General features: G+C 56.6%; 20 protein-coding genes. 16 read left to right on the top strand and 4 right to left on the bottom strand.

Annotation, left to right across the window (positions count from 1 at the left end):
• The first annotated feature begins 8 nt into the window (after positions 1–8).
• Complete coding sequence (locus QT230_RS04835; RefSeq protein WP_308320457.1) at positions 9–1,331, top strand: sodium ion-translocating decarboxylase subunit beta; 1,323 nt, start codon at positions 9–11, stop codon at positions 1,329–1,331.
• 74 nt (positions 1,332–1,405) lie between these two features.
• On the opposite strand, the gene QT230_RS04830 is transcribed toward QT230_RS04835, so the two are convergent.
• Together QT230_RS04830 and QT230_RS04825 are read right to left on the bottom strand one after the other, a co-directional pair.
• Entirely contained in the window at positions 1,406–2,023 is a 618-nt protein-coding gene (locus tag QT230_RS04830) for a YigZ family protein (RefSeq protein WP_308320456.1), read from the bottom strand.
• A complete protein-coding gene (locus tag QT230_RS04825) occupies positions 2,023–2,427 on the bottom strand; it encodes a S24 family peptidase (protein ID WP_308320455.1) in 405 nt (134 codons plus the stop codon). The genes QT230_RS04830 and QT230_RS04825 overlap by 1 nt, the downstream gene beginning before the upstream one ends.
• 196 nt (positions 2,428–2,623) lie before the next feature.
• On the opposite strand from QT230_RS04825, the gene ccmA reads away from it, so the two are divergent.
• The 14 genes from ccmA (at position 2,624) to QT230_RS04755 (ending at position 18,643) form a co-directional block, all read left to right on the top strand.
• Positions 2,624–3,244: a cytochrome c biogenesis heme-transporting ATPase CcmA gene (gene ccmA, locus QT230_RS04820; RefSeq protein ID WP_308320454.1), complete on the top strand. Its 621-nt coding sequence runs from the start codon at positions 2,624–2,626 to the stop codon at positions 3,242–3,244.
• Between the two features lie 84 nt (positions 3,245–3,328).
• The gene (gene ccmB / locus QT230_RS04815; RefSeq protein WP_308320774.1) at positions 3,329–4,042 is read left to right on the top strand and encodes a heme exporter protein CcmB; all 714 of its coding nucleotides are present in this window, start codon (positions 3,329–3,331) and stop codon (positions 4,040–4,042) included.
• A 14-nt stretch (positions 4,043–4,056) separates the two neighbouring features.
• Positions 4,057–4,809 carry a heme ABC transporter permease gene (locus QT230_RS04810; protein WP_308320453.1) on the top strand — a complete coding sequence of 251 codons (753 nt, stop codon included), beginning with the start codon at positions 4,057–4,059 and terminating at the stop codon, positions 4,807–4,809.
• The gene (gene ccmD, locus QT230_RS04805) at positions 4,809–5,000 is read left to right on the top strand and encodes a heme exporter protein CcmD (protein ID WP_308320452.1); all 192 of its coding nucleotides are present in this window, start codon (positions 4,809–4,811) and stop codon (positions 4,998–5,000) included. The genes QT230_RS04810 and ccmD overlap by 1 nt, the downstream gene beginning before the upstream one ends.
• Complete coding sequence (ccmE, locus tag QT230_RS04800) at positions 4,997–5,506, top strand: cytochrome c maturation protein CcmE (RefSeq protein ID WP_308320451.1); 510 nt, start codon at positions 4,997–4,999, stop codon at positions 5,504–5,506. Before ccmD ends, ccmE begins: the two co-directional genes overlap by 4 nt.
• A gap of 38 nt (positions 5,507–5,544) precedes the next feature.
• Positions 5,545–7,554, top strand: coding sequence for a heme lyase CcmF/NrfE family subunit (locus QT230_RS04795; RefSeq protein WP_308320450.1), 2,010 nt, complete (start codon positions 5,545–5,547; stop codon positions 7,552–7,554).
• Positions 7,551–8,078, top strand: coding sequence for a DsbE family thiol:disulfide interchange protein (locus tag QT230_RS04790; RefSeq protein ID WP_308320449.1), 528 nt, complete (start codon positions 7,551–7,553; stop codon positions 8,076–8,078). The genes QT230_RS04795 and QT230_RS04790 overlap by 4 nt, the downstream gene beginning before the upstream one ends.
• Complete coding sequence (locus tag QT230_RS04785; protein ID WP_308320448.1) at positions 8,069–8,539, top strand: cytochrome c-type biogenesis protein CcmH; 471 nt, start codon at positions 8,069–8,071, stop codon at positions 8,537–8,539. Before QT230_RS04790 ends, QT230_RS04785 begins: the two co-directional genes overlap by 10 nt.
• A complete protein-coding gene (ccmI, locus tag QT230_RS04780) occupies positions 8,536–9,783 on the top strand; it encodes a c-type cytochrome biogenesis protein CcmI (RefSeq protein WP_308320447.1) in 1,248 nt (415 codons plus the stop codon). Before QT230_RS04785 ends, ccmI begins: the two co-directional genes overlap by 4 nt.
• A 30-nt stretch (positions 9,784–9,813) precedes the next feature.
• Positions 9,814–13,308, top strand: coding sequence for a chromosome segregation protein SMC (smc, locus tag QT230_RS04775; RefSeq protein ID WP_308320446.1), 3,495 nt, complete (start codon positions 9,814–9,816; stop codon positions 13,306–13,308).
• A gap of 171 nt (positions 13,309–13,479) precedes the next feature.
• The gene (locus tag QT230_RS04770) at positions 13,480–13,692 is read left to right on the top strand and encodes a hypothetical protein (RefSeq protein WP_308320445.1); all 213 of its coding nucleotides are present in this window, start codon (positions 13,480–13,482) and stop codon (positions 13,690–13,692) included.
• A gap of 666 nt (positions 13,693–14,358) precedes the next feature.
• Positions 14,359–16,182: a cell division protein ZipA C-terminal FtsZ-binding domain-containing protein gene (locus QT230_RS04765; RefSeq protein WP_308320444.1), complete on the top strand. Its 1,824-nt coding sequence runs from the start codon at positions 14,359–14,361 to the stop codon at positions 16,180–16,182.
• Positions 16,183–16,322: 140 nt separating this feature from the next.
• On the top strand, positions 16,323–18,368 hold the full coding sequence (gene ligA / locus QT230_RS04760) for an NAD-dependent DNA ligase LigA (RefSeq protein ID WP_308320443.1): 2,046 nt from the start codon (positions 16,323–16,325) through the stop codon (positions 18,366–18,368).
• The gene (locus QT230_RS04755) at positions 18,368–18,643 is read left to right on the top strand and encodes a YheU family protein (protein ID WP_308320442.1); all 276 of its coding nucleotides are present in this window, start codon (positions 18,368–18,370) and stop codon (positions 18,641–18,643) included. Before ligA ends, QT230_RS04755 begins: the two co-directional genes overlap by 1 nt.
• A gap of 9 nt (positions 18,644–18,652) precedes the next feature.
• Here the strand turns inward: QT230_RS04755 and mnmC are convergent, their stop codons facing one another.
• Together mnmC and QT230_RS04745 are read right to left on the bottom strand one after the other, a co-directional pair.
• On the bottom strand, positions 18,653–20,701 hold the full coding sequence (mnmC, locus tag QT230_RS04750; protein WP_308320441.1) for a bifunctional tRNA (5-methylaminomethyl-2-thiouridine)(34)-methyltransferase MnmD/FAD-dependent 5-carboxymethylaminomethyl-2-thiouridine(34) oxidoreductase MnmC: 2,049 nt from the start codon (positions 20,699–20,701) through the stop codon (positions 18,653–18,655).
• 169 nt (positions 20,702–20,870) lie between these two features.
• Entirely contained in the window at positions 20,871–21,170 is a 300-nt protein-coding gene (locus QT230_RS04745; RefSeq protein WP_308320440.1) for a YciI family protein, read from the bottom strand.
• A 182-nt stretch (positions 21,171–21,352) separates the two neighbouring features.
• On the opposite strand from QT230_RS04745, the gene QT230_RS04740 reads away from it, so the two are divergent.
• Entirely contained in the window at positions 21,353–22,267 is a 915-nt protein-coding gene (locus QT230_RS04740) for a PHP domain-containing protein (protein ID WP_308320439.1), read from the top strand.
• Positions 22,268–22,331 lie beyond the last annotated feature (64 nt).

Raw genomic sequence — 22,331 nt, 5'->3', positions numbered from 1 at the left:
TCCCGGTAATGGATAAATTAATAACGTTATGGGAAGGCTCCGGGCTGTATAACCTTGAGCTAGGCCAGGCGGTCATGATGGTGGTAGGGCTACTGCTGCTTTACCTTGCCATCTATAAGAAGTTTGAACCGCTGCTGCTGGTGCCGATCGGTTTTGGCGGCATTCTTGCCAATATTCCTGAAGCAGGGCTGGCTATTTCAGCCCTGGACCAAGCGATTGAGGTGGCAAAGCCCGCGGTGCTACAGCAGATGGCTGCAGCGCTGGGCGCTTCTCTTGATCCTTTGAGCGGCACTGAGGCGTGGCGGGAGTCGCTCAAAGCGCTTTCCCACGATAGCGCCGCGCCAGATCAAGTGCGTGCCGCGCGGGATATTGCTATGAATGTGGGTTATGGCGATGGCATGCTCTACAGCTTCTATAGCGTAGCGATTGCCTCAGGCATTGCACCGCTGATTATCTTTATGGGCGTTGGTGCCATGACTGATTTTGGCCCGCTGCTGGCCAATCCGCGTACGCTATTTTTAGGCGCTGCTGCTCAGTTTGGTATTTTTGCCACGCTGTTTGGCGCCGTGTTGCTCACATCGATGGGCGTGATGGATTTCTCGCTTAATCAGGCTGCCGCCATTGGTATTATTGGCGGCGCCGACGGCCCAACCTCCATCTACGTCTCAAGCGTGCTGGCGCCAGAACTGCTGGGTGCGATTGCCGTGGCTGCCTACGCCTATATGGCGCTGGTGCCGTTGATTCAGCCGCCGATTATGCGCCTGTTAACGACCCAGAAAGAGCGTCAAATCAAAATGACCCAGCTGCGGCCGGTCTCCAAGTTGGAAAAAGTCGTCTTCCCGCTGGTGCTACTAGTTCTGGTGGCAATGTTTCTGCCCGATGCGGCGCCGCTGCTGGGGATGTTCTGCTTCGGTAACCTGATGCGCGAGTGCGGCGTGGTAGAGCGGTTGTCGGATACCGCGCAAAACGCCTTGATCAATATCGTCACCATTATCCTTGGCTTATCGGTTGGCTCCAAGTTGATGGCGGATAGTTTCCTGTCATTTGAGACGCTGGGGATACTGGGCTTGGGGATTATCGCCTTTGGCATCGGCACGGCCGCCGGGGTGTTGATGGCTAAGCTGATGAACCTGGTGAGCAAAATGCCCATCAATCCCTTGATTGGCGCCGCAGGCGTTTCCGCCGTACCGATGGCTGCGCGGGTGGCTAACAAGGTGGGGCTTGAGGCCAATCCACATAACTTCCTGCTAATGCACGCAATGGGGCCCAATGTGGCGGGTGTTATTGGTTCTGCGGTCGCTGCAGGGGTCATGATTAAATATCTGGGGTAAAGCTTTAATAGCGATCAAACCGAGCGCGGCGTACTGATACTTTCAGTATGTCGCGTTTTTTTTTGATGGGCTGGCTAGACAGTGAGAATGTCTATAGAGCTCTTCAGGCGGTTTTCCAACGGGGAAAGATCAAACGGGTAGTCCCGTGGCCAGCCAATGGCCAGGCGGACGCCGTCGCCATCGTAGTCGGCGTGCTCGACAGGCAGTTCGTGCTCTTCGCACCAAGCGCGGGCTGTGGCTTCGTTGGCAAAACTGAGCCGCAGCGTGTAAGTATCGCGCTCAACGACTTCTAAGGTGGGCAGTGTCTCAAGCGCATGGCTGACCGCTTGGGCGTAAGCGCGGGCTAAGCCACCGGTGCCTAGTTTGGTGCCACCAAAATAGCGGATCACCACACAGCCAATATGCCCCAGTTGGCTACCCTGAAGAGCCTGGAACATGGGCCGACCAGCGGTGCCGCCAGGTTCGCCATCGTCAGAGAAACCGATCAGATTTTGCTCGCCGGGAGGCCCCGCAATATAGGCGGTACAGTGATGGCTAGCATTCGGATGCTCGGCTTTAGCCGCATTCAGCATATGGTTGAACGATCCGGTGTCTAAGGCGTGGCAGGTCCAGGTAATAAATTGGCTCTTCTCAACTTCGATATCAGTCGTATGCCAGGACAATGGGGAAAGTGCAGGAACCCGGTAGCGCATTAATGCTCCGTGACAGTATGCTTCCTAGTCAGGCAAGCCTTTGGATGAGATTCAACACCCATCACCATGCCGAGCACTTGAATATCACGGTTGTGCAAAAAGAGCGCTGGCTGCAGACTGTCCTCAGGCCATAGCTCTACGCCAAGGCGGCTGATTGCGAGCTGCTTCAAGGCTATTTTTTGCTGGTTGATTTCGGCAACGGCGGTTTCTGTTTGGGTATCGTGTTGATAGCGGCGAATAATAATGACATCGCCATCGAATAAGTTGCAATCACGCATTGCGTTACCGCGCACTTTTAGCGCATAGGTATTGCGTCGTGTAACGCTAGGCACCATCGAATAGGCGCGTGGCACTGAGTGTAAGTGGTTACGCTTAGCGGTCTGTGTTGCCATCGATATCGTCATCAGAAAATCTCCATTGCATGTTCTTTCATACAGTGGTTTTTAGTATAGACCTGTCTTTGCATACAGTGCTAGCAGTATTTAGTCGTATCCCAGTTTGAAGACAACACGCTGCGACCCAGCGACGCATTGTGTGAGTGGCGAGAAACGGGCTTTCCGTGTAGAGTTCGACGCGAAATCAATCTGCCTGGAGAGACTCTTGAGCCTGTGTTTACAAGCCCGACAGCTGTCATGTGAACGTGATGATCGCTCACTGTTTAAGGGCTTGGATCTCGATATTCGCAGCGGTGAAATCGTGCGGATTGAAGGGCCTAATGGCAGTGGTAAAACGACCCTGCTAAAAATTCTCTCTGGGCAGCTCCGCGACTATCAAGGAGAGCTGTTCTGGAATGGCGTTGCGATGCGCGACGCTCAGGAACAATTTCTAGCAAATTTACTCTATTTAGGCCATGCCCCGGGGATCAAGTCAGGGCTGTCTGCTTTAGAGAATTTAGCATGGTATCAATCGCTTAGCGGTGAAAGTGGTAGTGAGTCTGAGCGCCTGGATGCCCTTGAAAGTGTCGGTCTAGCCGGTTTTGAAGATGTCCCCGCCGGGCAGCTTTCGGCGGGTCAGCAGCGGCGCATTGCTTTGGCACGTTTAACCCTAACGCCGCGGGCGCTCTGGGTACTGGATGAGCCGTTTACTGCGATAGACCGCCAAGGCGTTGCTGATCTGGAAAGACAGCTCGTCGTCCATGCTGAGGCGGGAGGCTGCGTGCTCGTCACGACACACCATGAGTTAACCGCTTCCCCGTTGCTAAGACGGATAGCCTTGGGGTAGAAGGAGATACGGTTGCACAGCTCTTTACAGGGTTCATCACATAGCTCTTCAGACAGTCCTTCAGGCTACCGCCAAGCTACCCGCATGCCCGCACCGTCAGTGACGCTGCGGGTGCATAAGGGCGGATTGATGGTGGCGGTGAAGGCGACGCTGATGCGAGACGTAACGCTGTTGATCAGGCGTCGCGGTGAGGTGCTCAACCCGCTGGTGTTTTTTGCGCTGGTGATCACCCTGTTTCCAATCGCGATCTCTCCTGACCCGGAGCTATTGGCGGTGATTGCACCGGGGTTACTGTGGGTTGCCGCCCTGCTGGCGGCACTGCTGTCGTTAGACAGTCTGTTTCGCAGCGATTATGACGACGGCAGTCTTGAGCAACTGCTGCTGGCACCGCAGCCGTTAGCTGCGCTAAGTTTGGCAAAGGTCGCTGTACACTGGCTGCTGACCGGGCTGCCTTTAGCGCTAATGGCGCCCCTGTTAGGCATTATGCTGGCTTTGCCAGCGGGTAGTTATGCGGTGCTGGCGCTCTCATTGGCGCTGGGCACGGCCAGCCTGAGTTTGATTGGGGCGATAGGCGCGGCGTTAACCGTCGGTTTGGCGCGGGGCGGTGTGCTACTCTCGCTGCTGGTTCTACCGCTGTATATCCCGGTATTAATTTTTGGCGCAGGCGCGGTGCAGGCTGCGATTGTGGGCGACGGCGTTTCGGCACATCTGGCAATTTTGGGCGCGCTGCTTGCCGCCGCACTGATGTTAGCACCGTGGGCAATCGCCGCATCGCTGCGTATCAGTATTAACGGTTAAGGATAGGACACGCTATGTGGGCCTTTATACATAAACTGGGATCACCCAAGTGGTTCTACGGCATTAGTGCTAAATTACAGCCCTGGTTTTGGGTTGCGGCAGTGCTGTTAATCGTCTCTGGGTCGCTGTGGGGGCTGGCATTTGCCCCGGCGGATTATCAGCAGGGCAACAGTTTTCGGATCATCTATGTTCATGTGCCGGCGGCCTTTTTAGCCCAATCCATTTTTATCTCCATGGCGGTGTCCGGGCTGGTATTTATGGTCTGGAAAATTAAAGTAGCCGATATGGCCGCAGCGATGATGGCGCCCTTGGGTGCGGCGATGACCTTTGTGGCGCTGTTCTCCGGTGCCGTGTGGGGCGTGCCGACCTGGGGCACTTGGTGGATGTGGGATGCCCGGCTGACCTCCATGCTGATTCTGCTGTTTTTGTATCTGGGAGTGATTGCCCTGCGCGGGGCGTTCACCAGCCGTGATAGCGCCTCGCGGGCAGCCTCGGTGTTGGCCATGGTGGGGGTGATCAATATCCCCATTATCAAATACTCAGTGGACTGGTGGTACACCCTGCACCAGCCAGCTTCATTTACTCTGACCTCGCGCCCGACCATGCCCACCGAGATGTGGCTGCCGCTGGTGATTATGGTGCTGGGGTTTTACAGTTTTTTTATCGCCTTAACGCTGATGCGCACGCGCAGCGAGATTCTGCGCCGCGAGGCTAGCAAGCGCTGGGTGCACGATTTGATAAAAGCCCAGGTAGAGGAGGCGCGCTAATGGCTTTTGATTCATTTTCCGAATTCCTCGCCATGGGTGGTCACGCCCCTTACGTTTGGTCTGCCTGGGGCGTGACAGCGCTGCTGCTGCTTGCCACCGTCTGGCATGCCCGCGTTGAGCAGCGCCAATTGATCAAAGGCTTGAGACGTCGCGTAAGACGCGAAAACAGTTTGAGGGAGAACGCCCAATGACGCCTAAACGCAAGCAGAAACTCTTTGTTATTCTGGGCTTGGTGTCGCTGGCCGCGATCGCCGTGGGGCTAACGCTCTATGCACTGCGTTCCAATATCAATCTGTTTTTTAGCCCGGTGCAGATTGCACAAGGTGATGCGCCTATGGAGCGCCAAATCCGCGCGGGTGGCATGGTCAAAGAGGGCTCTGTTTCCCGTGACCCTGAAAGCCTTGACGTCGAATTTACCGTGACTGATTACGTCGATGACCTGGAGGTATACTACAGCGGCATTTTGCCCGACCTGTTCCGTGAGGGCCAAGGCGTGGTGGTGGTCGGTGAGCTTCAGGCCGATGGCCGTTTGTATGCCGATAAAGTACTTGCCCGTCACGACGAAAACTATATGCCCCCTGAAGTCGCCCAGGCGCTGGAAGAAGCAGGCTATTCGCCGGCCGACTACCAAGCTAAAGCCGCCGAGGTGGGCAAACGCCTGGACGAAGAAGGCGTACCCCAGGCAAGCGAATACTAGGGTAAATAAGGACTTAATAAGTCCTATGCGGAGCACACATGCTTATCAAACTGATCCCAGAAATTGGCCACTTTGCCCTTATCATTGCGCTGCTAATGGCAATGGTGCAGGCAGTAATGCCGCTGGCCGGTGCCGCGACTCGGCGCCCGCTGTGGATGGCTTACGGCCAGCCCATGGCGGTGGGGCAGTTTGTGTTTGTTGCCATCGCCTACGGCTGTTTGACCGCCAGCTATATGCTCGATGATTTTAGCGTGGCGAACGTGGCCAACAACTCCAACTCGCTACTGCCCTGGTACTACAAGTTCAGTGCCGTGTGGGGCAACCACGAAGGGTCAGTGCTGCTGTGGAGCTTTATGCTTGCAGGCTGGGGGTTTGCGGCCAGTCTGTTCACCGGGAACCTGCCGCGGGATATGGTCGCCCGAGTGATGGGCGTGATGGGTATGGTGTGCGTCGGCTTTTTACTGTTTATTCTGATCACTTCGAATCCCTTTGAACGGCTGCTGCCCGATGTGCCTCAGGATGGCGCCGACCTTAACCCGCTGTTGCAAGACTTCGGGCTGGTGGTGCATCCGCCAATGCTCTATATGGGGTACGTGGGTTTTTCCGTGGTCTTTGCGTTTGCCATCGCGGCGTTAATGGGTGGGCGGTTAGACGCCGCCTGGACCCGTTGGGCGCGGCCCTGGACCAATCTAGCCTGGGCGTTTCTTACCGTGGGTATCGCGCTGGGCAGTTGGTGGGCCTACTACGAGCTTGGCTGGGGCGGCTGGTGGTTCTGGGATCCGGTCGAAAACGCGTCGTTGCTGCCTTGGCTGACGGGGACTGCGCTGGTGCATTCACTGGCCGTTACCGAGAAACGCGGCTCGTTTAAAAGCTGGACCGTACTGCTGGCGATCTCGACCTTTTCGCTGTCTTTGATGGGGACTTTCCTGGTGCGCTCCGGGGTACTGACCTCGGTACACGCGTTTGCCAACGATCCGGCCCGTGGCTTTTTTATCCTCATGCTGTTGGCCATCACGGTGACGCTGTCGCTGCTGATATTTGCCCTGCGCGCCCCGCGGGTGAGCCATAAAGTCGGTTTTAATTGGCTCTCCCGGGATGCGCTGCTGCTGGTTAATAATATCTTTCTGGTGATTATGACCGTCACCGTGCTACTCGGCACCGTCTACCCGCTGATTCTGGACTCCTTGGGTCTGGGTAAAATCAGCGTCGGCCCGCCCTACTTTAATGCCCTGTTCGTACCGCTTACCGTGGTGATGTGCATCTTCATGGGATTAGGCTCGGTTGCGCGCTGGAAAGGCATGCAGGGGCGTGTATTGGTGCGCAAACTGTGGATGGCGGGTGCCGCCGCACTGGTATTAGGCATATTGATGCCGCTGCTGTATCGCGGTGAGTGGAATCTTTGGGTCTCGCTAGGCATCGTATCCGCGCTGTGGATTGTATTGCCCATGGTGCGTGATGTATTCGATAAAACGCGCCATGCCAGCTCGTTTATCGCCGGTTTGCGCAAACTCTCCCTGGCTTACTGGGGCATGGTGCTGGGGCATGTGGGGGTGGCGGTGACTATCGTCGGGGTGGCGGTGGTTTCCAACTACAATATCGAGCGCAACGTACGTATGTCGCCGGGTACCACGGTAGAAGTGGCTGGCTACCAGTTCTCCATGAGCGAACTCACCGAGCGGCGCGGGGCTAACTTTCTGGCCGATACCGCCATCATTCAAGTACAGCGTGGCGACTCAGGCAGCCGCTTTACCATGCGTCCGGAAAAGCGCCTCTACCTGGCCACCGGCATGCCAATGACCCAGGTTGCTCTGCGGCCGGGGCTGTTTCGCGATCTGTATGTCGCCATGGGCGAAGACCTAGGCGATGGCAGTTGGGCGATGCGCGTTCAATACAAGCCGTTTGTGCGCTGGCTGTGGCTGGGTGCGCTGCTAATGGCGTTTGGCGGGTTGCTAGCAGTACTCGACAAACGCTACCGGCGTGCCGCAGTCACTCGTGAATCGGCGAAGGCAGCCGACAAGCGCGCGACAAACCGGGAGGCCGTGATATGAAGCGACGGCTACTGCTGTTACTGCTGCCGGTGTGCTTTTTAGCCTTGGCGCTGTTTTTTTACCAAGGTTTAGCGTTGGATCCCTCCCAGCGCGATTCAGCACTGATGGCCAGGGAGTTCCCGGCCTTTGAAGCCACGACGCTGCGCGATGAAAACCGGCGTGTCGATCAAACCTTGCTCAAAGGCGAAGTGACCCTGGTCAACGTATGGGGTGAGTGGTGCCCCGCGTGCAAGCAGGAGATGCCGCAGCTGCTGGAACTCGCCGATCACGATATTCGCATGGTGGGGGTTAACTACCGGGATACCCGCGAGAAGGGTATGGCGTTTCTCAGCGAGTTTGGCGATCCGTTTGAAACCAATATTTTCGATCCGGAAGGCGCATTGGGTTTTGATCTTGGCGTTTACGGCGCCCCGGAAACCTTTCTGGTCGATGCCGACGGAGTGATTCGCTATCACCATAAAGGCTACGTATCGCCAGAAGATGTACGCGAACGGATCCTTCCGGAGGTGGAAAAATGGCGTTAATGCGAACCGTCGCGGCATTGCTGCTGTTTGGCATTGCGTTCGGGGCCATGGCGGGCGGTATCGAACTGCGCGAATTTGACGACCCGGTGATGGAAAAACGCTACCACGACTTAACCGCGTCTATGCGCTGCCCGCTGTGTGAAAACCAGGCCATTGATGATTCCGATGCGCCGATCTCGGGAGATATGCGCGAGCGGGTTTATCAACTGCTACAAGACGGCCAGTCGGATATCGAAATCATCAATCATATGGTGCAGCGGTTCGGCGAATATATTCTCTACAATCCGCGCTTGGAGAGTCGCACCTACCTACTTTGGGGGCTGCCCATTGCGCTGGTGCTGTTGGGGGCTATTGTCGTTGTGTTAATGATTCGTGCTCGCCGCAACGCCTCTGCCAAAGCGCTGAGCGCCGAAGAGCGCCAGCGCATTGATGCGCTGACTAACCGCAAGAGGTCTTCATGACGCTGCTCTGGATTGCGATTGCTCTTTTACTGCTCCCCGCGCTGTGGCTGCTGGTCTCGCCGCTGAGGGCTGCGCGCAGGCTGCATGACCAACAGCACGCCTTTGAAGCGAACGATATCTCCGATGAGCAGAACGTGGCGATTTTCAAACGCCGCTTGGCGTCGTTAGAAGCGGCTCGGGAGCGTGGCGACATCGATGCCGCGCGCTTTGAAGAAGACCGTTTGGAGCTGGAGCGCAGCCTGCTGGAAGATACCGCGGTGCGTGTGCGTCGGCCGCTCAAACCCGCCGGGGCAGGACGCTTTGTGGTGCCGGTGGTGATGGTCGCGGTAGTGGCCGTTAGTGTCATTTGGTATCAGCAAAAGGGCGCCGAGGGTGACCTGGTATTACTGGCCGTGCAGCAAGAGGTGCAGAACGACCCCGAAGGATCGCTTGAGATGTACATTGAGCGCATGGAAGAGCAGGCCGAGCGCCAGCCGGATAACCCTAACGTGTGGAGCACGCTGTTTCCGCTCTACCGTGAAACCGGGCAGATGCCCGAAGCGGTGGATGCCCTTGAGCGCCTGATCGACATTGAAGGGCGGATTCCGCCGCTGCTCGCTCAACTCGCGCAAATTCGCTTCTTTATGGCCGAGCGTGAGCTTACTGACGAAGTTCAGGCGCTGGTTGACGAAACCTTAGAGCAAGACCCGCGCCAGCCAACCGTGTTGGGAATGCTGGGTATCCACGCCTTCGACAACGGCGACTATGAACAGGCGATTGATCGTTGGCGCCGCGCGGTGGCGAATGTTGAAAATCCCGACACGGCGGCGTCTCTACGCGAGGGTATCCGCGTGGCGCAAGAGCGCATGGGGGTAGAACCTGAAGCGGCCGAGGTGGACGCCGCAGAGGGCACCGGCATTAGGGTAAGCGTCGCCTTAGATGAGTCACTTGCCGGGCGCGTTAATGACGACGACACCGTGTTTATCACCGCCCGTGATATCGAGGGCGAGTTGCCTCCGTTGGCGGTGGTGAGGGCGTTAGTGTCAGAATTGCCGATGACCGTGGTGTTGGATAATAGCGCGGCGATGTCGCCTCAGGCGCAAATCTCACAAGTGCGTGAAGCGCGCTTGATGGTGCGTGTTTCTCCCTCTGGCCAAGCGACGCCCCAGCCGGGCGATCTATTTGGCGACCTTGAAGGTGTCAGCGTCGGCCCGATTTCAGATGATGAAGCCGCCGAAGTGGTGATTAACCGTGTCTTTGAATAATCGTTTATTAACTAAAAGCGTAGTGTCGGGATGCGCTTAACGTCGATACGCTTAGTCGGGTTCAAGTCCTTCGTGGACCCCGTCACGGTACCTTTCGATGGCAACATGACCGCTATCGTGGGCCCCAACGGCTGCGGTAAATCCAATATTATCGACGCCGTGCGCTGGGTAATGGGGGAGTCCTCCGCCAAAACCCTGCGCGGCGAATCCATGGCCGACGTTATTTTTAACGGCTCCACCGGCCGCAAACCAATCAGCCAGGCTTCCATAGAGCTCAAGTTCGACAACCGCGATGGCACCATGGGCGGCGTATACGCCCAGTATGCCGAAATCGTCGTTAGGCGCTTAGTCACCCGTGACGGACAGTCCAACTACTTCTTTAACGGCCAGAAGTGCCGCCGGCGCGATATCGCCGACCTGTTTATGGGCACCGGGTTAGGGCCGCGCTCCTATGCCATCATCGGCCAGGGCATGATTTCGCGGCTGATTGAAGCCCGCCCTGATGACCTGCGCTCGACGCTGGAAGAAGCGGCGGGTATCTCCAAATATAAAGAGCGTCGCCGGGAAACCGAAAACCGTATGCGTCGCACCCAGGAGAACCTGGAGCGCCTCGACGATATCCGCGAAGAGCTGGATAAGCAGCTCGAGCGCCTCAAGCGTCAGGCCGAAGCCGCCAAACGCTATCAAGACCTAAAAGAGCAAGAGTATCGACTCAAGGGTGAGTTGGCAGTGCTGCGCGGGCGCACCCTGCGCGCCGAGCAGTCACACCAGGAGAGTCGCGTACGCGAGTTGGAAATCGCGGTCGAAAAAGATGTCTTTGGGGTTCGCCAGTGCGAAACCCGCCTGGAGCAAGCCCGCGAGCAGCACGATGAACTCTCGGAGGTGCTTGACCGCCACCAGCAGCAGTTCTTTGAAACCACTACGCGCATTGCCCGCTTAGAACAGGATCAGGCCCACCGCCGCAGCCGTGAAACCCAGCTTGCCAGTGATATTGCTACCGCCCGCCGCGAGTTAGACGAGCAGCGCCGGGTCAGCGAGGGCGATCAAACGCGCCTTGCGGCGATTGACGAGCGTTTTGAGGATCTGCTGCCTGAACACGAAGCGCTAGAAGAGCAGCTCGAAAGCCTTGAACAGGCGCTCGCCGATGCTTCGCCAGCGCTGGAAGCCGCTGAGCAGCAGTGGGCCGATGCCGAAACCCGCTGGCGGGATACCAGCCGCGATGCAGATCGCAGCCAGGATCAGTTGCGCGACCTTGAACAGCGCATCGCTCGCCTGCAGGCGGAAAACCAGCGTCGCCGCCAGCAGCGTAGCGAGGTGGCCGACCTCACCGCCCTGCGCGAAGAGCACGCCGTGTGTGAAGCCCAGTTAGCAGATGCCCGGCAGCAGTCGGAAGGTTTTCAAACCCAGCGTGATCAGTGGCAGCAGCGTTATAGCGATGCCAAAGCGGCTTATCAGCAGGCTACCCAGTCGCGAGATCACCAGCGCGCAGAACTCAGTCAACGTCAGGGTGAGCTAGCATCACTCAAAGCGTTAATGGACGCCGCCTTGGCGGATCACGACCCCGCCATCAGCACGACTCTCGAAGCGCACGGTTTGGCGGACGCCCCTCAGCTAGGTGAAGTGCTGCAGGTAGGGCCCGGTTGGGAAGCACTTACTTCGTGGCTGCTGGCGCCCTGGTTAAATGCCCGTATGGTGGCTCGCCACCAGCTAGCCGCACTGCCCGAAGCCTTGGCGACCGACTGGTGCTTAATCGACCAGACGTCCCCCACTGTTTCAGCGTCTGGACAGCGTTTGGATAGCTTGGTGAAAGGCGCAGGTGCCTTGGGTGAATGGTTAGCAAGTATTCACTATACCCAAACAGCCGAAGAGGCCCAGCAGCAAGTCGCGCACCTGGCGCCCGGCGAAAGCGTGGTAAGCCAGGATGGTGTCTGGCTGGGCCGTGGCTGGGTGCATCAACAGGCCAACGGTGAAGGTATTGATGGGCTGCTGTTAACGCGTCGCCGCTACGCCGAACTAACCGCCCAGCGCGAGAGTGAAGAAGATGCGCTGGCGCTGGCAGAAGAGCAGTGTGAGGCTGCTAGCGAGACGATTGAAGCGCTTGAGCAGTCCCGTGAACAGCAGGCCGAGCAGGAGCGGGCTCACGCCGCTTCTCTACAGCAACTGGCGGTAAAAGAACGCAGCCTCGCCCAACGCCTGGAACATCTAGAAAGTCGCGCCACTGAGCTCGATGCTGAACTTGCCCAATTGCAAGAAGATGAAGCAGAGTTAGCGCTTACCATCGACGAACAACGCGCCCACTGGGATGTGGCGATGGAACAGCTGGAGAGCGCAGCGCAAGCGCGGGAAGCCAGCGCAGAGCAGCGCAACCGGCAGCGTGAAGCACGAGAGCAACTCACTCAGCAGCATGCCCCGCTTAAAGCGCAGCAGCAGGCGCTGGCACTTGAGCGAGAACGTTTAAGTACCGAACGCGAAAGCCTGCGCTCCCAGCAGGCGCGCTCCAGCGACTCTGAAGAGCGCCTATCGCTGCGGATTGCCGAGCTGGAAGAATCGCGGGAAATGTTGATCGAGCCCGACGAGCTAGCCGGGGAAGAGCTCGAAGAGCTGCTCCACCAGCGCGAGCAGCAGGAGGAGCGCTTAAACGCCACTAAACAGCAGGCTCAGGGGTTGGCAGAGCAGCTGCGTAACGATGAGTTGGCCCGCCAGCAGCATGAACGCAATCTGGAACAGAGTCGCGAGCAGCTCCAGCAGCGTCGCATGGATGTTCAGGCGCTGGCACTAAAAGCCGCCACTCAGGACGAGCAATTAGCGGAACTTGGCCATAACGCCGACACCCTGGCTGAACAACTGCCAGCAGAAGCCACTGAAGCGAACTGGCAAGAGCGCCTGGAAAGTACCACGGACAAAATTCGCCGCCTGGGGGCGATCAACCTCGCCGCCATTGAGGAGTACGATCAGCAGGCGGAGCGGCGCAACTACTTAGAAGCGCAGCATGCCGAATTGACTGAAGCACTTGAAACCCTCGAACGGGCGATTAAGCGGATTGATCAAGAGACCCGCGTGCGCTTTCGGGAAACCTTTGATCAGGTCAATACCGGGCTACAAACCCTTTTCCCTCGCGTATTCGGCGGCGGCGCCGCATGGCTAACGCTCACTGGCGATGATCTGTTAGAAACCGGCGTGGCGATTATGGCGCGCCCGCCAGGTAAGAAGAACAGCACGATTCATCTGCTCTCGGGCGGCGAAAAAGCGCTGACTGCTTTGTCGCTGGTGTTTGCGATCTTTCAGCTTAACCCTGCGCCGTTCTGTATGTTGGATGAGGTCGATGCGCCGCTGGACGATGCCAACGTAGGCCGTTACGCCAAGCTGGTAAAAGAGATGTCGGAAAACGTGCAGTTTATCTACATCACCCACAACAAGATTGCCATGGAAGCCGCCGAGCGCTTAATGGGGGTGACCATGCAAGAGCCCGGCGTATCGCGGTTAGTTTCAGTGGGTGTCGAAGAGGCCGCAGCGTTGATCGATTAAGCGCCTTCGCTATTCACCTTCACCCTTAACTTTCACCCAGTGCGCGGGTTATCGCATAAAAATTCGTTGCCGCCTGCCGAATAGACCCAGACATTATCGTCAGCCTGCCCATTACGGTAGCGGTCAGCCGGCCGGCTGTGAGAAGTTGCTGGTGCATAGGGAGGTGCTTTTTTGCTTTGTCATCGCCATCCAGCGGTGACTTCGCTGCTGGCTCAAGAGCAGTTTGTCAGCAAGCAAGTGGGGGAGGATACGTTGATCGCATTAAGGAACAGCATACTTAGCCACGATATTGCTCCCCACCAACTGCCTTATTTGGCATGTACAGAAGATCGGGGCTTGGCCGTATTGTGGCTCACCGTTTATCGGGTAATACAGGTGTTTTAGCGCTTAAAGCAACGTTTAGTAGCCGCTTGGCCGCGGTGTTAATGTCGATGGCGTTAGAGGGTAAAGGAGTGGTTTATCTCAAAAAAATAATTTTATATCAGTAGGTTATGGGTTTTTGTTTAGTGCGTGTGCTGGATGAAAGATAGGATATTGATGTGCAAATACACCTAACGCGACCCGTAGCCCGGTTAAGCTCTGCAGCGGAAGAATTTTGGGCAAGAGGGTAATAACATAGTGGGTTTGATTAATAATTTGCTGACCAATATTTGCCGAATGCGTAAAAAAAATGTCCTAAAGCGCTCAACTTAACTATATTACCCCTATTACTTATAGATGGATCAAGCAGTCGCAGGCGAATTGTGTGTCAAAATGGCTTTTCTAGCGATCAGGATTCCTTTATAAAGCACTTTATAAGTGTGAGAGCAAAAACTCGGGGCACTTTTGTTTGAAGTTAAGGTCGAATTTTCCGCCTTAAATAGTGTCATAACTTCGCTAGCACGTGAAAATCACGTTAAATGCGGCAAAAATTGGCCCTTTTGATAGTAATCGCGCTATGCTTGGTAACATTGATGCAAGTATTCATTTAATAGCTGTTACCTATATTCAGGCATGAACTTTTAGACACCGTGCCTTAGCAACCGGCAAGACGACCATGGAATGTTCGACATGGAACTAAGAGAGTGGTTAATCATTTTAGGGCTGGCGTTGGTATCGCTCATCGTTATAGACGGTGCGCGAAGATTTCAACGTCAGCGTCGTGTACCCCGCCTTGATCTGGCAGGTAAAGATGCTTCCGGAAGTTCGCTAGACGACCCGGATGAAGCAGCTAAAGAAGCTGAGATCAATTGGGAACTTCCGAATGGCGGTGCCAGAGTCGTTAAGCCTGCTGACTATAGCGGCTTAGGCAATAAGCCAAAGTTAGAACGTCAAGAGCATCCTGGGCCTTCCAGGGTGCTTGCTGAGTTTAGACGTTCCGCTTCGGCTAAAGCGGCTAAACGTAAAGCGGATAAAGCGGATAAAGCAGCCTCTATTGCACAGCAGCCAACGGCCGCTGCAATGACCGCCGATCCAGTTGCGTCCTCTACGGCTTCATCTACACCTACATCCATGCCGACTGAGCATGAGCGTCGCGAACCAAGCCTTTCGATGACCGATAAGTCGACAGCGGACACGTCTAACGCCCATGTTGACGCTGCTGTGCAGCCGCCTCATGAAGCAGAGCAATCTGCTCATTCACCTGTAGCGTCAAGTTCGTCTGATGAAACGGTCAATGAAGCGGCCGAGCATGAGCCCATGGCGGCTAAACCTGCTGCAACTGACGCAATGTCGATAAGTGCGAGTGATACGGCTTCAGATCCTGAAAAGACAGCTCAGCCTTCTTACGACGCTGAGCCAGTGCTGCGCGCTGAGCCGGAAGATGCTGTATTTGCCAAACATGCCAATGAGCATTCACCTAAACGGCGTCAGTTGCGTTCTGACACCGTGGGCGAGCAAGAAGAACTCGACGATCACCAAGTTGATGAGTATCGGCTGGTTGACTTTGAAGGCATGGGGCGTTCTCTGAAGCGCCGTTTGATCGAGCTGCGAAAAGAGAAACAGCGTAAAAAGGCCGAGAAAGCGGTGCGCGATAAAGCCTTGGCCAAGCAAAAGGCAGAGCGTAAAGCGCTTGAAGCCGAACAGCGCCGTGAAGCGAAAGAAGCCGCTGACGCTGAGCGCGCACGCCTAGCTCAAGAACAAGCTCAGGCACGCGAAGCAGCGGCTAATGCCGCAGCCGCAGAGAGGCTTTCCGCTCAGCAGCGTCTTGCTGAAGAAGAGGCTCTTCGCTATGAGCATTCTGGCCATGCCGGCTATGAAGAAAATTCTTATGATGAGGGTTCCTATTCAGAAGAGCACCTTGCTGGCTTCGATGACCAAACCGATTATGCCAGCGATATGGCCTATGACGATCGTGCCGCAGAAGAGCGTGTGCGTGTTCATCCCACATTAGAAAAAGCCTTACGCCATGATGTCAGCGGCGAACACGCTAAAGAGACGCTCTCTAACGCTGAAGAAGTGGTGGTGATCAGCATACTGTCGCGTGATCCAGAAGGTTTCGACGGTAGTAAATTGCTTGAGCTGATGATGGTGTGTGGTTTGCGCTACAGCCGCGAGATGGGCATTTTCCATCGCTTTGAGACGGAAAGTGAAGACAGCGAGCTGCAGTTCTCAATGGTTAACATAGTGAAGCCCGGCACCTTCCCCATTGAAGAGATGGATGAGTTTATGACGCCCGGTATTACGCTACTGATGCCGCTACCTGGTGCCATTGACAGCTCTGCCGCGTTTGAAGCGATGGTGGAAACCGCCATGGTGGTGGTGCGTCATATGGGCGGCGAATTGAAAGATGAAAACCGTAGCGTGATGACCGCTCAAACGATCGAATTTGCCCGCCAACGGGTACGGGAGTTTGAGCGCCGCCACCGCCTGCACCGGCATATGCAAGCTCGCTAAGCCACTCCTGCTGCTCAACACCCGCCTTCTTGCCAGAAGGCGGGTGTTTTTGTTCAATACGAACCATTTCTACTCTTTTTGACACTCTTTAGGCTTTGCATTGATTGTGGCCGCTATTCGCTAGTACTGGAACCCATTAAATGAGTCAGTCTGTTTCTAAACCGTTGGAAGAGATTACCCAATTGCGGGCTGCCCTGGATGAGGCCAACTACCGCTACTACGTGCTGGATGAACCGACGCTCACGGATGCCGACTACGATCGCAAATTCCAGCGCCTGCTGCGGTTGGAGACCGAACATCCAGAGCTGGTGAGCCCTGATTCGCCGACCCAGCGCGTTGGCGCAGCACCCGCGGACGGCTTCCCCACGGTGGCTCACGCTATTCCTATGCTGTCGCTGGATAACGCCTTTAGCCGTGACGATATTCTCGCCTTTGCCGAACGGGTAGCCGAGCGGTTGGAGTGCACCGCTGACGAGCTTGAGTTTACCTGCGAACCCAAGTTGGATGGCGCCGCCGTATCGTTGGTCTACGAGCAGGGTATTCTGGTTAGTGGGGCGACGCGGGGTGATGGCCGTACCGGCGAAGGCATTACGTCTAACCTGCGCACGCTGCGCTCGGTGCCGTTAAAACTGCTGGGCAAAAACGTCCCTGAGCTTTTGGAAGTACGTGGCGAAGTGATTATGCGTCATTCCGGTTTTGAGGCGCTCAATGAGCGCGCCCGGGAAGAGGGCAGCAAGGTATTTGCCAACCCGCGTAATGCAGCGGCGGGCAGCCTGCGTCAGCTAGATCCGCGCATTACCGCGAAACGCCCGCTAGAGTTTCACGCCTACCAAGTTGCCCGCATTAATATGGCAAATTTAGATGACAGCGTGATTCCAACTCATAGCCGCCAGATGGCAAGGCTTAAAGATTGGGGCTTTCGTTCTAGTAGTGAACTGAAAATTGTCAAAGGCCCCGAAGCCGTCGCTGATTACTGTGAACAGTTGGGTGAAAAGCGTGATGGCTTAGGTTTTGATATCGACGGCGTGGTGATCAAGGTCAATGACTTGCGCCACCAGCGTGAGCTTGGCTTTGTCGCCCGCGCGCCGCGCTGGGCGGTGGCGTTTAAGTTTCCTGCCCAGGAAGAGGTCACCATCCTCAACGATGTAGAGTTCCAGGTGGGGCGCACCGGGGCAATTACCCCGGTAGCGCGGCTTGAGCCGGTTACCGTAGCGGGCGTGACGGTTTCCAATGCCACGCTTCACAACGCTGATGAGATCAAACGCCTGGGTGTAATGATCGGCGATACGGTATCGATTCGGCGGGCGGGAGACGTTATTCCCCAAGTAGTTGGTGTACACAGCGAGCTGCGGCCGGCTGATGCTAGGGCCATTGTTTTCCCCCAACAGTGCCCGGTGTGTGGCTCTGAAATCGAACGCTTGGAAGGCGAAGCGGTGGCGCGCTGTTCGGGCGGCCTTTACTGCGCGGCGCAGCGTAAAGAGGCGCTCAAACACTTCGCTAGCCGTAAGGCGCTGGATATTGACGGCTTAGGCGAAAAGTTGATTGTGCAACTGGTCGATTTGGACTGGGTAAAAACCCCCGCCGATTTGTTCGACTTAACTGTTGAACAGTTGCAAAGCCTGCCGCGGATGGGCGAGAAGTCAGCGACGAATCTGGTCAATGCCCTCGAAACTGCCAAATCGACCACCCTGGCGCGGTTTATTTACGCGCTGGGCATTCGTGAAGTAGGCGAAGCAACGGCGGCGAACCTTGCCAATCACTTTGGCACCCTGGAAGGTGTTCAAGACGCTGAACTGGCCACGCTGGAAACGGTTAATGATGTAGGCCCGATTGTGGCCGCCCATGTGCATACTTTCTTCCGCCAGCCGCATAATCAGGAAACCATTACTGCATTACGTACAGCTGGCATTATTTGGCAAGAAGCGGAAGTCACCCAGGGCCCGACGCCGCTGGAAGGCCAAACCTGGGTGCTGACGGGGTCGCTTGAGAGCATGACCCGTGATGAAGGCAAGGCACGCTTGCAAGCGCTGGGCGCCAAGGTGGCGGGCAGCGTCTCGAAAAAAACCACCTGTTTGGTGGCAGGTGAAGCGGCAGGCAGCAAGCTTACCAAAGCCGAGCAGATGGGCGTCGAAGTGATTGATGAAGCCACCTTTATTGAACGTTTGGCAGCGTGGGAGCAGCGTTAATGAGTCGTTTTATTGAAGTGCCCGCCAGAATGCTGCCACCGGAAACCCTTGATGCGTTACTAGAGGCATTTGTGACGCGCCAAGGCTACGACACCACCGATACCACGGGCGAGGGAATGCACGGCTGGGTAGCCGAGCTGAAAAAGCAGCTTGAACGCAACGAGCTAATCATCGCCCATGATTTAGAGCTAGAGATGACCGAAGTGATGACTCTGGCTCGATGGCGGTCGTTTGGCAGAGATATAGCCGACGATGAGGAAGAGGGTGATATCTAAATCTTTCGGCTAATCAGAGGTGCCTAAAGTGTTCGCGCCGCGAATAATCGCACTGATAATCCGCCGCCCTGGGTGAAGATGATCTACCAGCGGCGCTTCAAGTGGCATTGGTTCATCGCATATTCGTGAGGCAATCACCTCGGCGCACAGTGGTGCGCTGGCCAATCCCCGCGAGCCGTGGGCCGTCGATATCCACAGACCGGGGTAGTGCTCGCCAGGCGTATCCGCCACGCGAGTGGCATCTTTGCTGAGCAGCGCATAGTCAGCGCGCCACGCCTCGGCTACCGGCACTGGCCCTGCGTAAGGGGTTTTGTCGGGGCTTGCTGCACGCACCGCCGTGCGGCCCTTTAGGTTTGCAGGGGTAAGCTTTGCTCCCGCCTGTTCTAGCTCTTCTATCAATGCAGGCAGCGTTTGACGCAGCTCATCAATATTGCGCTGGTGATCCTCCGCCGTCACATCGATTGTGGCGTTATTAGGCACAAAGCTGGCGCCGAAGGTCAGCACGCCATCCAGAGCTGGGGCGACATAGCCCCCCGCGCAAACCACCCGTTTGGGGCCAGATACTGATTCAGGCAGGTTCATTTCGCTAATCTGGCCGCGCACCGACTGCAGCGGCAGCGCTTCGGTTTGGGCAAAGCGATTGGCTAAATGGGCGCTGGCAATCACCACCTGATCCGCCTCGAATGTGCTGCCATCGGCAAGATTAAGCTGCCAGCCACCCTCACGTTGGGTCAGTGAGGTAACGTCGCCTTGCTGCACGCTAACGCCTGGCTGGCTAAGCAAGTGCTCACAAAGCGCCTTAGGGCGTACCCAGCCTGCCTGTGGATAATAGAGCCCGTGGGGGGCGTCAACCCTTATGCCTGCCGTAGCGGCTAGCGTCGGATTCTCCATGCAGGTGACGACGTCACTGGGCAGTGGGTGGTTGTTAATAAAACGCTGCTGACGGTGAGCCTCTTTATCGCTACTCGCCAGTTGCACCACGCCGCAGGGCTGCCATAAGGCTTGGGAGGCGTGCTGCTGCGCCAGCCAGCGCTGGCTATAGAGTAATCCCGCGAGATAAACACGGCTCTGGTGATTGGTCTCAGCGGCGAGCTTTACATACAGCACGCCCTGGCGATTGCCCGAGCCGCCCGCGCCGGGGGCTTCGCGCTCAATGACCGTCATCTTAATGCCACGTCTAGCCAGCGCTGCCGCCATGCTACTTCCTGCAAGGCCTGCACCGACTACTGCTACGTGCATCGCTACGTTCATCGCATCGTGCTTTACAGCCGTCACCGGCGGTGGGGTAAACCAAGGTGTTGATTGGCGGCGCTGGTCGACGGGCGGCGTCTCGATACTGCCCGCAAGCATTTCTCGTTTGCGGCCATAACCCAGCACTTTTTTCCAGTTAAAGCCTGCCGCTCTCAAGCCGCGCTTAACAATCCCCGCGCAGGTAAACGTCGCGAAAGTAGCGCCAGGGCGCGAGCGGGCGGCCATGGCGTTAAATAGCTCAGGCTGCCACATATCGGGATTCTTAGAGGGCGCAAAGCCGTCTAAAAACCAGGCGTCGACCTGGCCGTCTAATTGCGCTAAGCGTTCGGTGGTATCACCGAAGTGGAGGTCAAGCGTGACGCGCTCGGTTAAGTGCAGGCGGTGAATGCCGCTTACCGGAGCGGGCCACTGGGCACACAGCGTGTGTGCATAACGGGCGAGTGAAGGCCAGCTCGAGAGCGCTTGTTCAAGCGCATGCCGCTCAAGGGGAAATTTCTCTGTGGATAACAGATGCAGGCGGGCATTAGGGGACGCATGTTGTTCAAAACAGGCCCAAGCGCAGAGCATGTTGAGGCCGGTGCCAAATCCCGTTTCCCCGATTACGAAGGGGCGCGTTGCCTGCCAAGCGGCAAAGCGTTCAGGAAGGTGGTTGGCGTCAAGAAAGACATGCTCGGTTTCCGCTCGCCCATCGCCACGGGTGAAATAGACATCATCAAACGCCTGCGAGTGAGGCGCTCCCTCGTTCCAGGTAAGTGTTGGCGTGGTTAATGCCGCTAGGGGAGGTAAAGCGTTTGGGCGTTGGGTCAAGCAGGTATCCATCTTGGTGAATAGGTGGTTAAAAAACGATCAATTTGCCAGCGCTGGCGCTATCTCTGGGTTAGCGCAAAGCGTCCGCCGGGTTTGCACAGAGTTTTCCACAGGCTCTGTGAAAAACTCTTTGCAACCCCGGTGGACCCTCCACACTCGCCTTTGGAGATCAAGGCAACACTTTTTTGAAGGGCTTAACGATGACCTTGGCATAGACGCCGGCAATCATATAAGGATCCGCATCGGCCCAGGCTTGGGCGTCCTCAAGACTTTCAAATTCTGCCACCACAAGACTGCCGGAGAAGCCCGCATCGCCGGGATTTTCAGCGTCAATAGCAGGGTGAGGCCCCGCTAAGACGATGCGTCCCTCATCGCGCAATGCTTCCAGGCGCGCCAGATGGTCGGGTCGAGCGGACAAGCGACGCTCTAGGCTATTGGGGACATCTTCACTGATAATGGCATACAGCATTTTTATATAACTCCTTGATAAAACGGGGAAGCAATGTGACCGCTAATTGACCGCACTGGCTTAAGCGCGCACCATATCTTACTCACTGTTCTGGCTTGCTGTGAACGTCATTCACCGCTGAACAACGCGTTTTACACTATCTTAAAAGCGCATTCTGACAAACTGCCCACACGGCGTCATTTATGCCCCGACTCCCTTACACCTTTGATGCCGACCAACGCTACCCGGTTGATTTGCACATGCACTCTACTGCCTCCGATGGCGCGCTAACGCCCACCGAGCTGGTAACGCTGTGCGCTGAGCGCGGGCTGACGCATATGTCGCTTACCGACCACGATACCATGGACGGCATTAAAGAAGCGGGCCGCGCGGCTGAGCGAGCTGGGCTGTGCCTTGTGCCTGGCTGTGAGTTATCCACACGCTGGCAAGGTGTGAATATCCACGTTGTCGCGCTACTGCCCGGCGGCTTAAAGGGGCCAATGGTGGAGGGTTTGATTCAGCAGCGTGAAGCGCGAATTCAGCGCGCGGAGGTGATTGCCGAGCGGCTGGAAAAAATCGGTTTATCCAACGCCCTGGAAAAAGCGCGCCTGCACGCTGGCAGCGACCGCCCTCTTGGTCGTCCTGACTTTGCCCGCGCGCTGGTGGCTGAAGGCGTCGTGCCCGACTGGGCCAGCGCGTTTAAGCGCTATTTGGGCAGCGGCAAGAAGGGTGATGTTAAAGCTCACTGGCCGGAAATCAGCGAAGCCGTGAGTTGGGTTGTCGAATCTGGTGGTGTGGCGGTGATTGCCCATCCGCTGCGCCACGGTTTAACCCGGCGTAAGCGCGGGCTGTTGATGGACACCTTTCAGACGGCGGGCGGGCAAGCGGTCGAGCTAGTTAGCGGCCAGCAGAACCCGGACAGCACCCGTGACCTGGCGCGTCAACTGGTCGAGCGTGAGCTGTATGCCTCCATGGGCAGCGACTTTCACTTTCCCGGCAGCCACGCGGCACCCGGGAGTATGAGCTTAATTCCGCGCACGGCGGCGCTACCGATATGGCAGCATCCGCGCTTGGTGCATCTGCGCGAGGCGCCAGCAGGCACGCTTGCAGCGAGATGATTCGCTAACGTTTACACTGTGTTATATGAATTGTTTATGCATAGAGCCTACGGACAGGAGTAAC

Origin of the sequence: Halomonas sp. SpR8 (assembly GCF_031010195.1) — a bacterium.
Lineage (GTDB): Bacteria > Pseudomonadota > Gammaproteobacteria > Pseudomonadales > Halomonadaceae > Vreelandella.
The sequence above is the reverse complement of the archived record's forward strand: the minus strand, read 5'-3'. Positions and strand labels throughout refer to the sequence as shown.

Bases quoted from the DNA above. Each gene is read 5' to 3' on its own strand.
- QT230_RS04835 (WP_308320457.1), top strand. From the start codon at position 9: ATGGATAAATTAATAACGTTATGGGAAGGCTCCGGGCTGTATAACCTT.
- QT230_RS04830 (WP_308320456.1), bottom strand. From the start codon at position 2,023: ATGCGCTACCGGGTTCCTGCACTTTCCCCATTGTCCTGGCATACGACT.
- QT230_RS04825 (WP_308320455.1), bottom strand. From the start codon at position 2,427: ATGACGATATCGATGGCAACACAGACCGCTAAGCGTAACCACTTACAC.
- ccmB (WP_308320774.1), top strand. From the start codon at position 3,329: ATGCCCGCACCGTCAGTGACGCTGCGGGTGCATAAGGGCGGATTGATG.
- QT230_RS04810 (WP_308320453.1), top strand. From the start codon at position 4,057: ATGTGGGCCTTTATACATAAACTGGGATCACCCAAGTGGTTCTACGGC.
- ccmD (WP_308320452.1), top strand. From the start codon at position 4,809: ATGGCTTTTGATTCATTTTCCGAATTCCTCGCCATGGGTGGTCACGCC.
- ccmE (WP_308320451.1), top strand. From the start codon at position 4,997: ATGACGCCTAAACGCAAGCAGAAACTCTTTGTTATTCTGGGCTTGGTG.
- QT230_RS04795 (WP_308320450.1), top strand. From the start codon at position 5,545: ATGCTTATCAAACTGATCCCAGAAATTGGCCACTTTGCCCTTATCATT.
- QT230_RS04790 (WP_308320449.1), top strand. From the start codon at position 7,551: ATGAAGCGACGGCTACTGCTGTTACTGCTGCCGGTGTGCTTTTTAGCC.
- QT230_RS04785 (WP_308320448.1), top strand. From the start codon at position 8,069: ATGGCGTTAATGCGAACCGTCGCGGCATTGCTGCTGTTTGGCATTGCG.
- ccmI (WP_308320447.1), top strand. From the start codon at position 8,536: ATGACGCTGCTCTGGATTGCGATTGCTCTTTTACTGCTCCCCGCGCTG.
- smc (WP_308320446.1), top strand. From the start codon at position 9,814: ATGCGCTTAACGTCGATACGCTTAGTCGGGTTCAAGTCCTTCGTGGAC.
- QT230_RS04765 (WP_308320444.1), top strand. From the start codon at position 14,359: ATGGAACTAAGAGAGTGGTTAATCATTTTAGGGCTGGCGTTGGTATCG.
- ligA (WP_308320443.1), top strand. From the start codon at position 16,323: ATGAGTCAGTCTGTTTCTAAACCGTTGGAAGAGATTACCCAATTGCGG.
- QT230_RS04755 (WP_308320442.1), top strand. From the start codon at position 18,368: ATGAGTCGTTTTATTGAAGTGCCCGCCAGAATGCTGCCACCGGAAACC.
- QT230_RS04745 (WP_308320440.1), bottom strand. From the start codon at position 21,170: ATGCTGTATGCCATTATCAGTGAAGATGTCCCCAATAGCCTAGAGCGT.
- QT230_RS04740 (WP_308320439.1), top strand. From the start codon at position 21,353: ATGCCCCGACTCCCTTACACCTTTGATGCCGACCAACGCTACCCGGTT.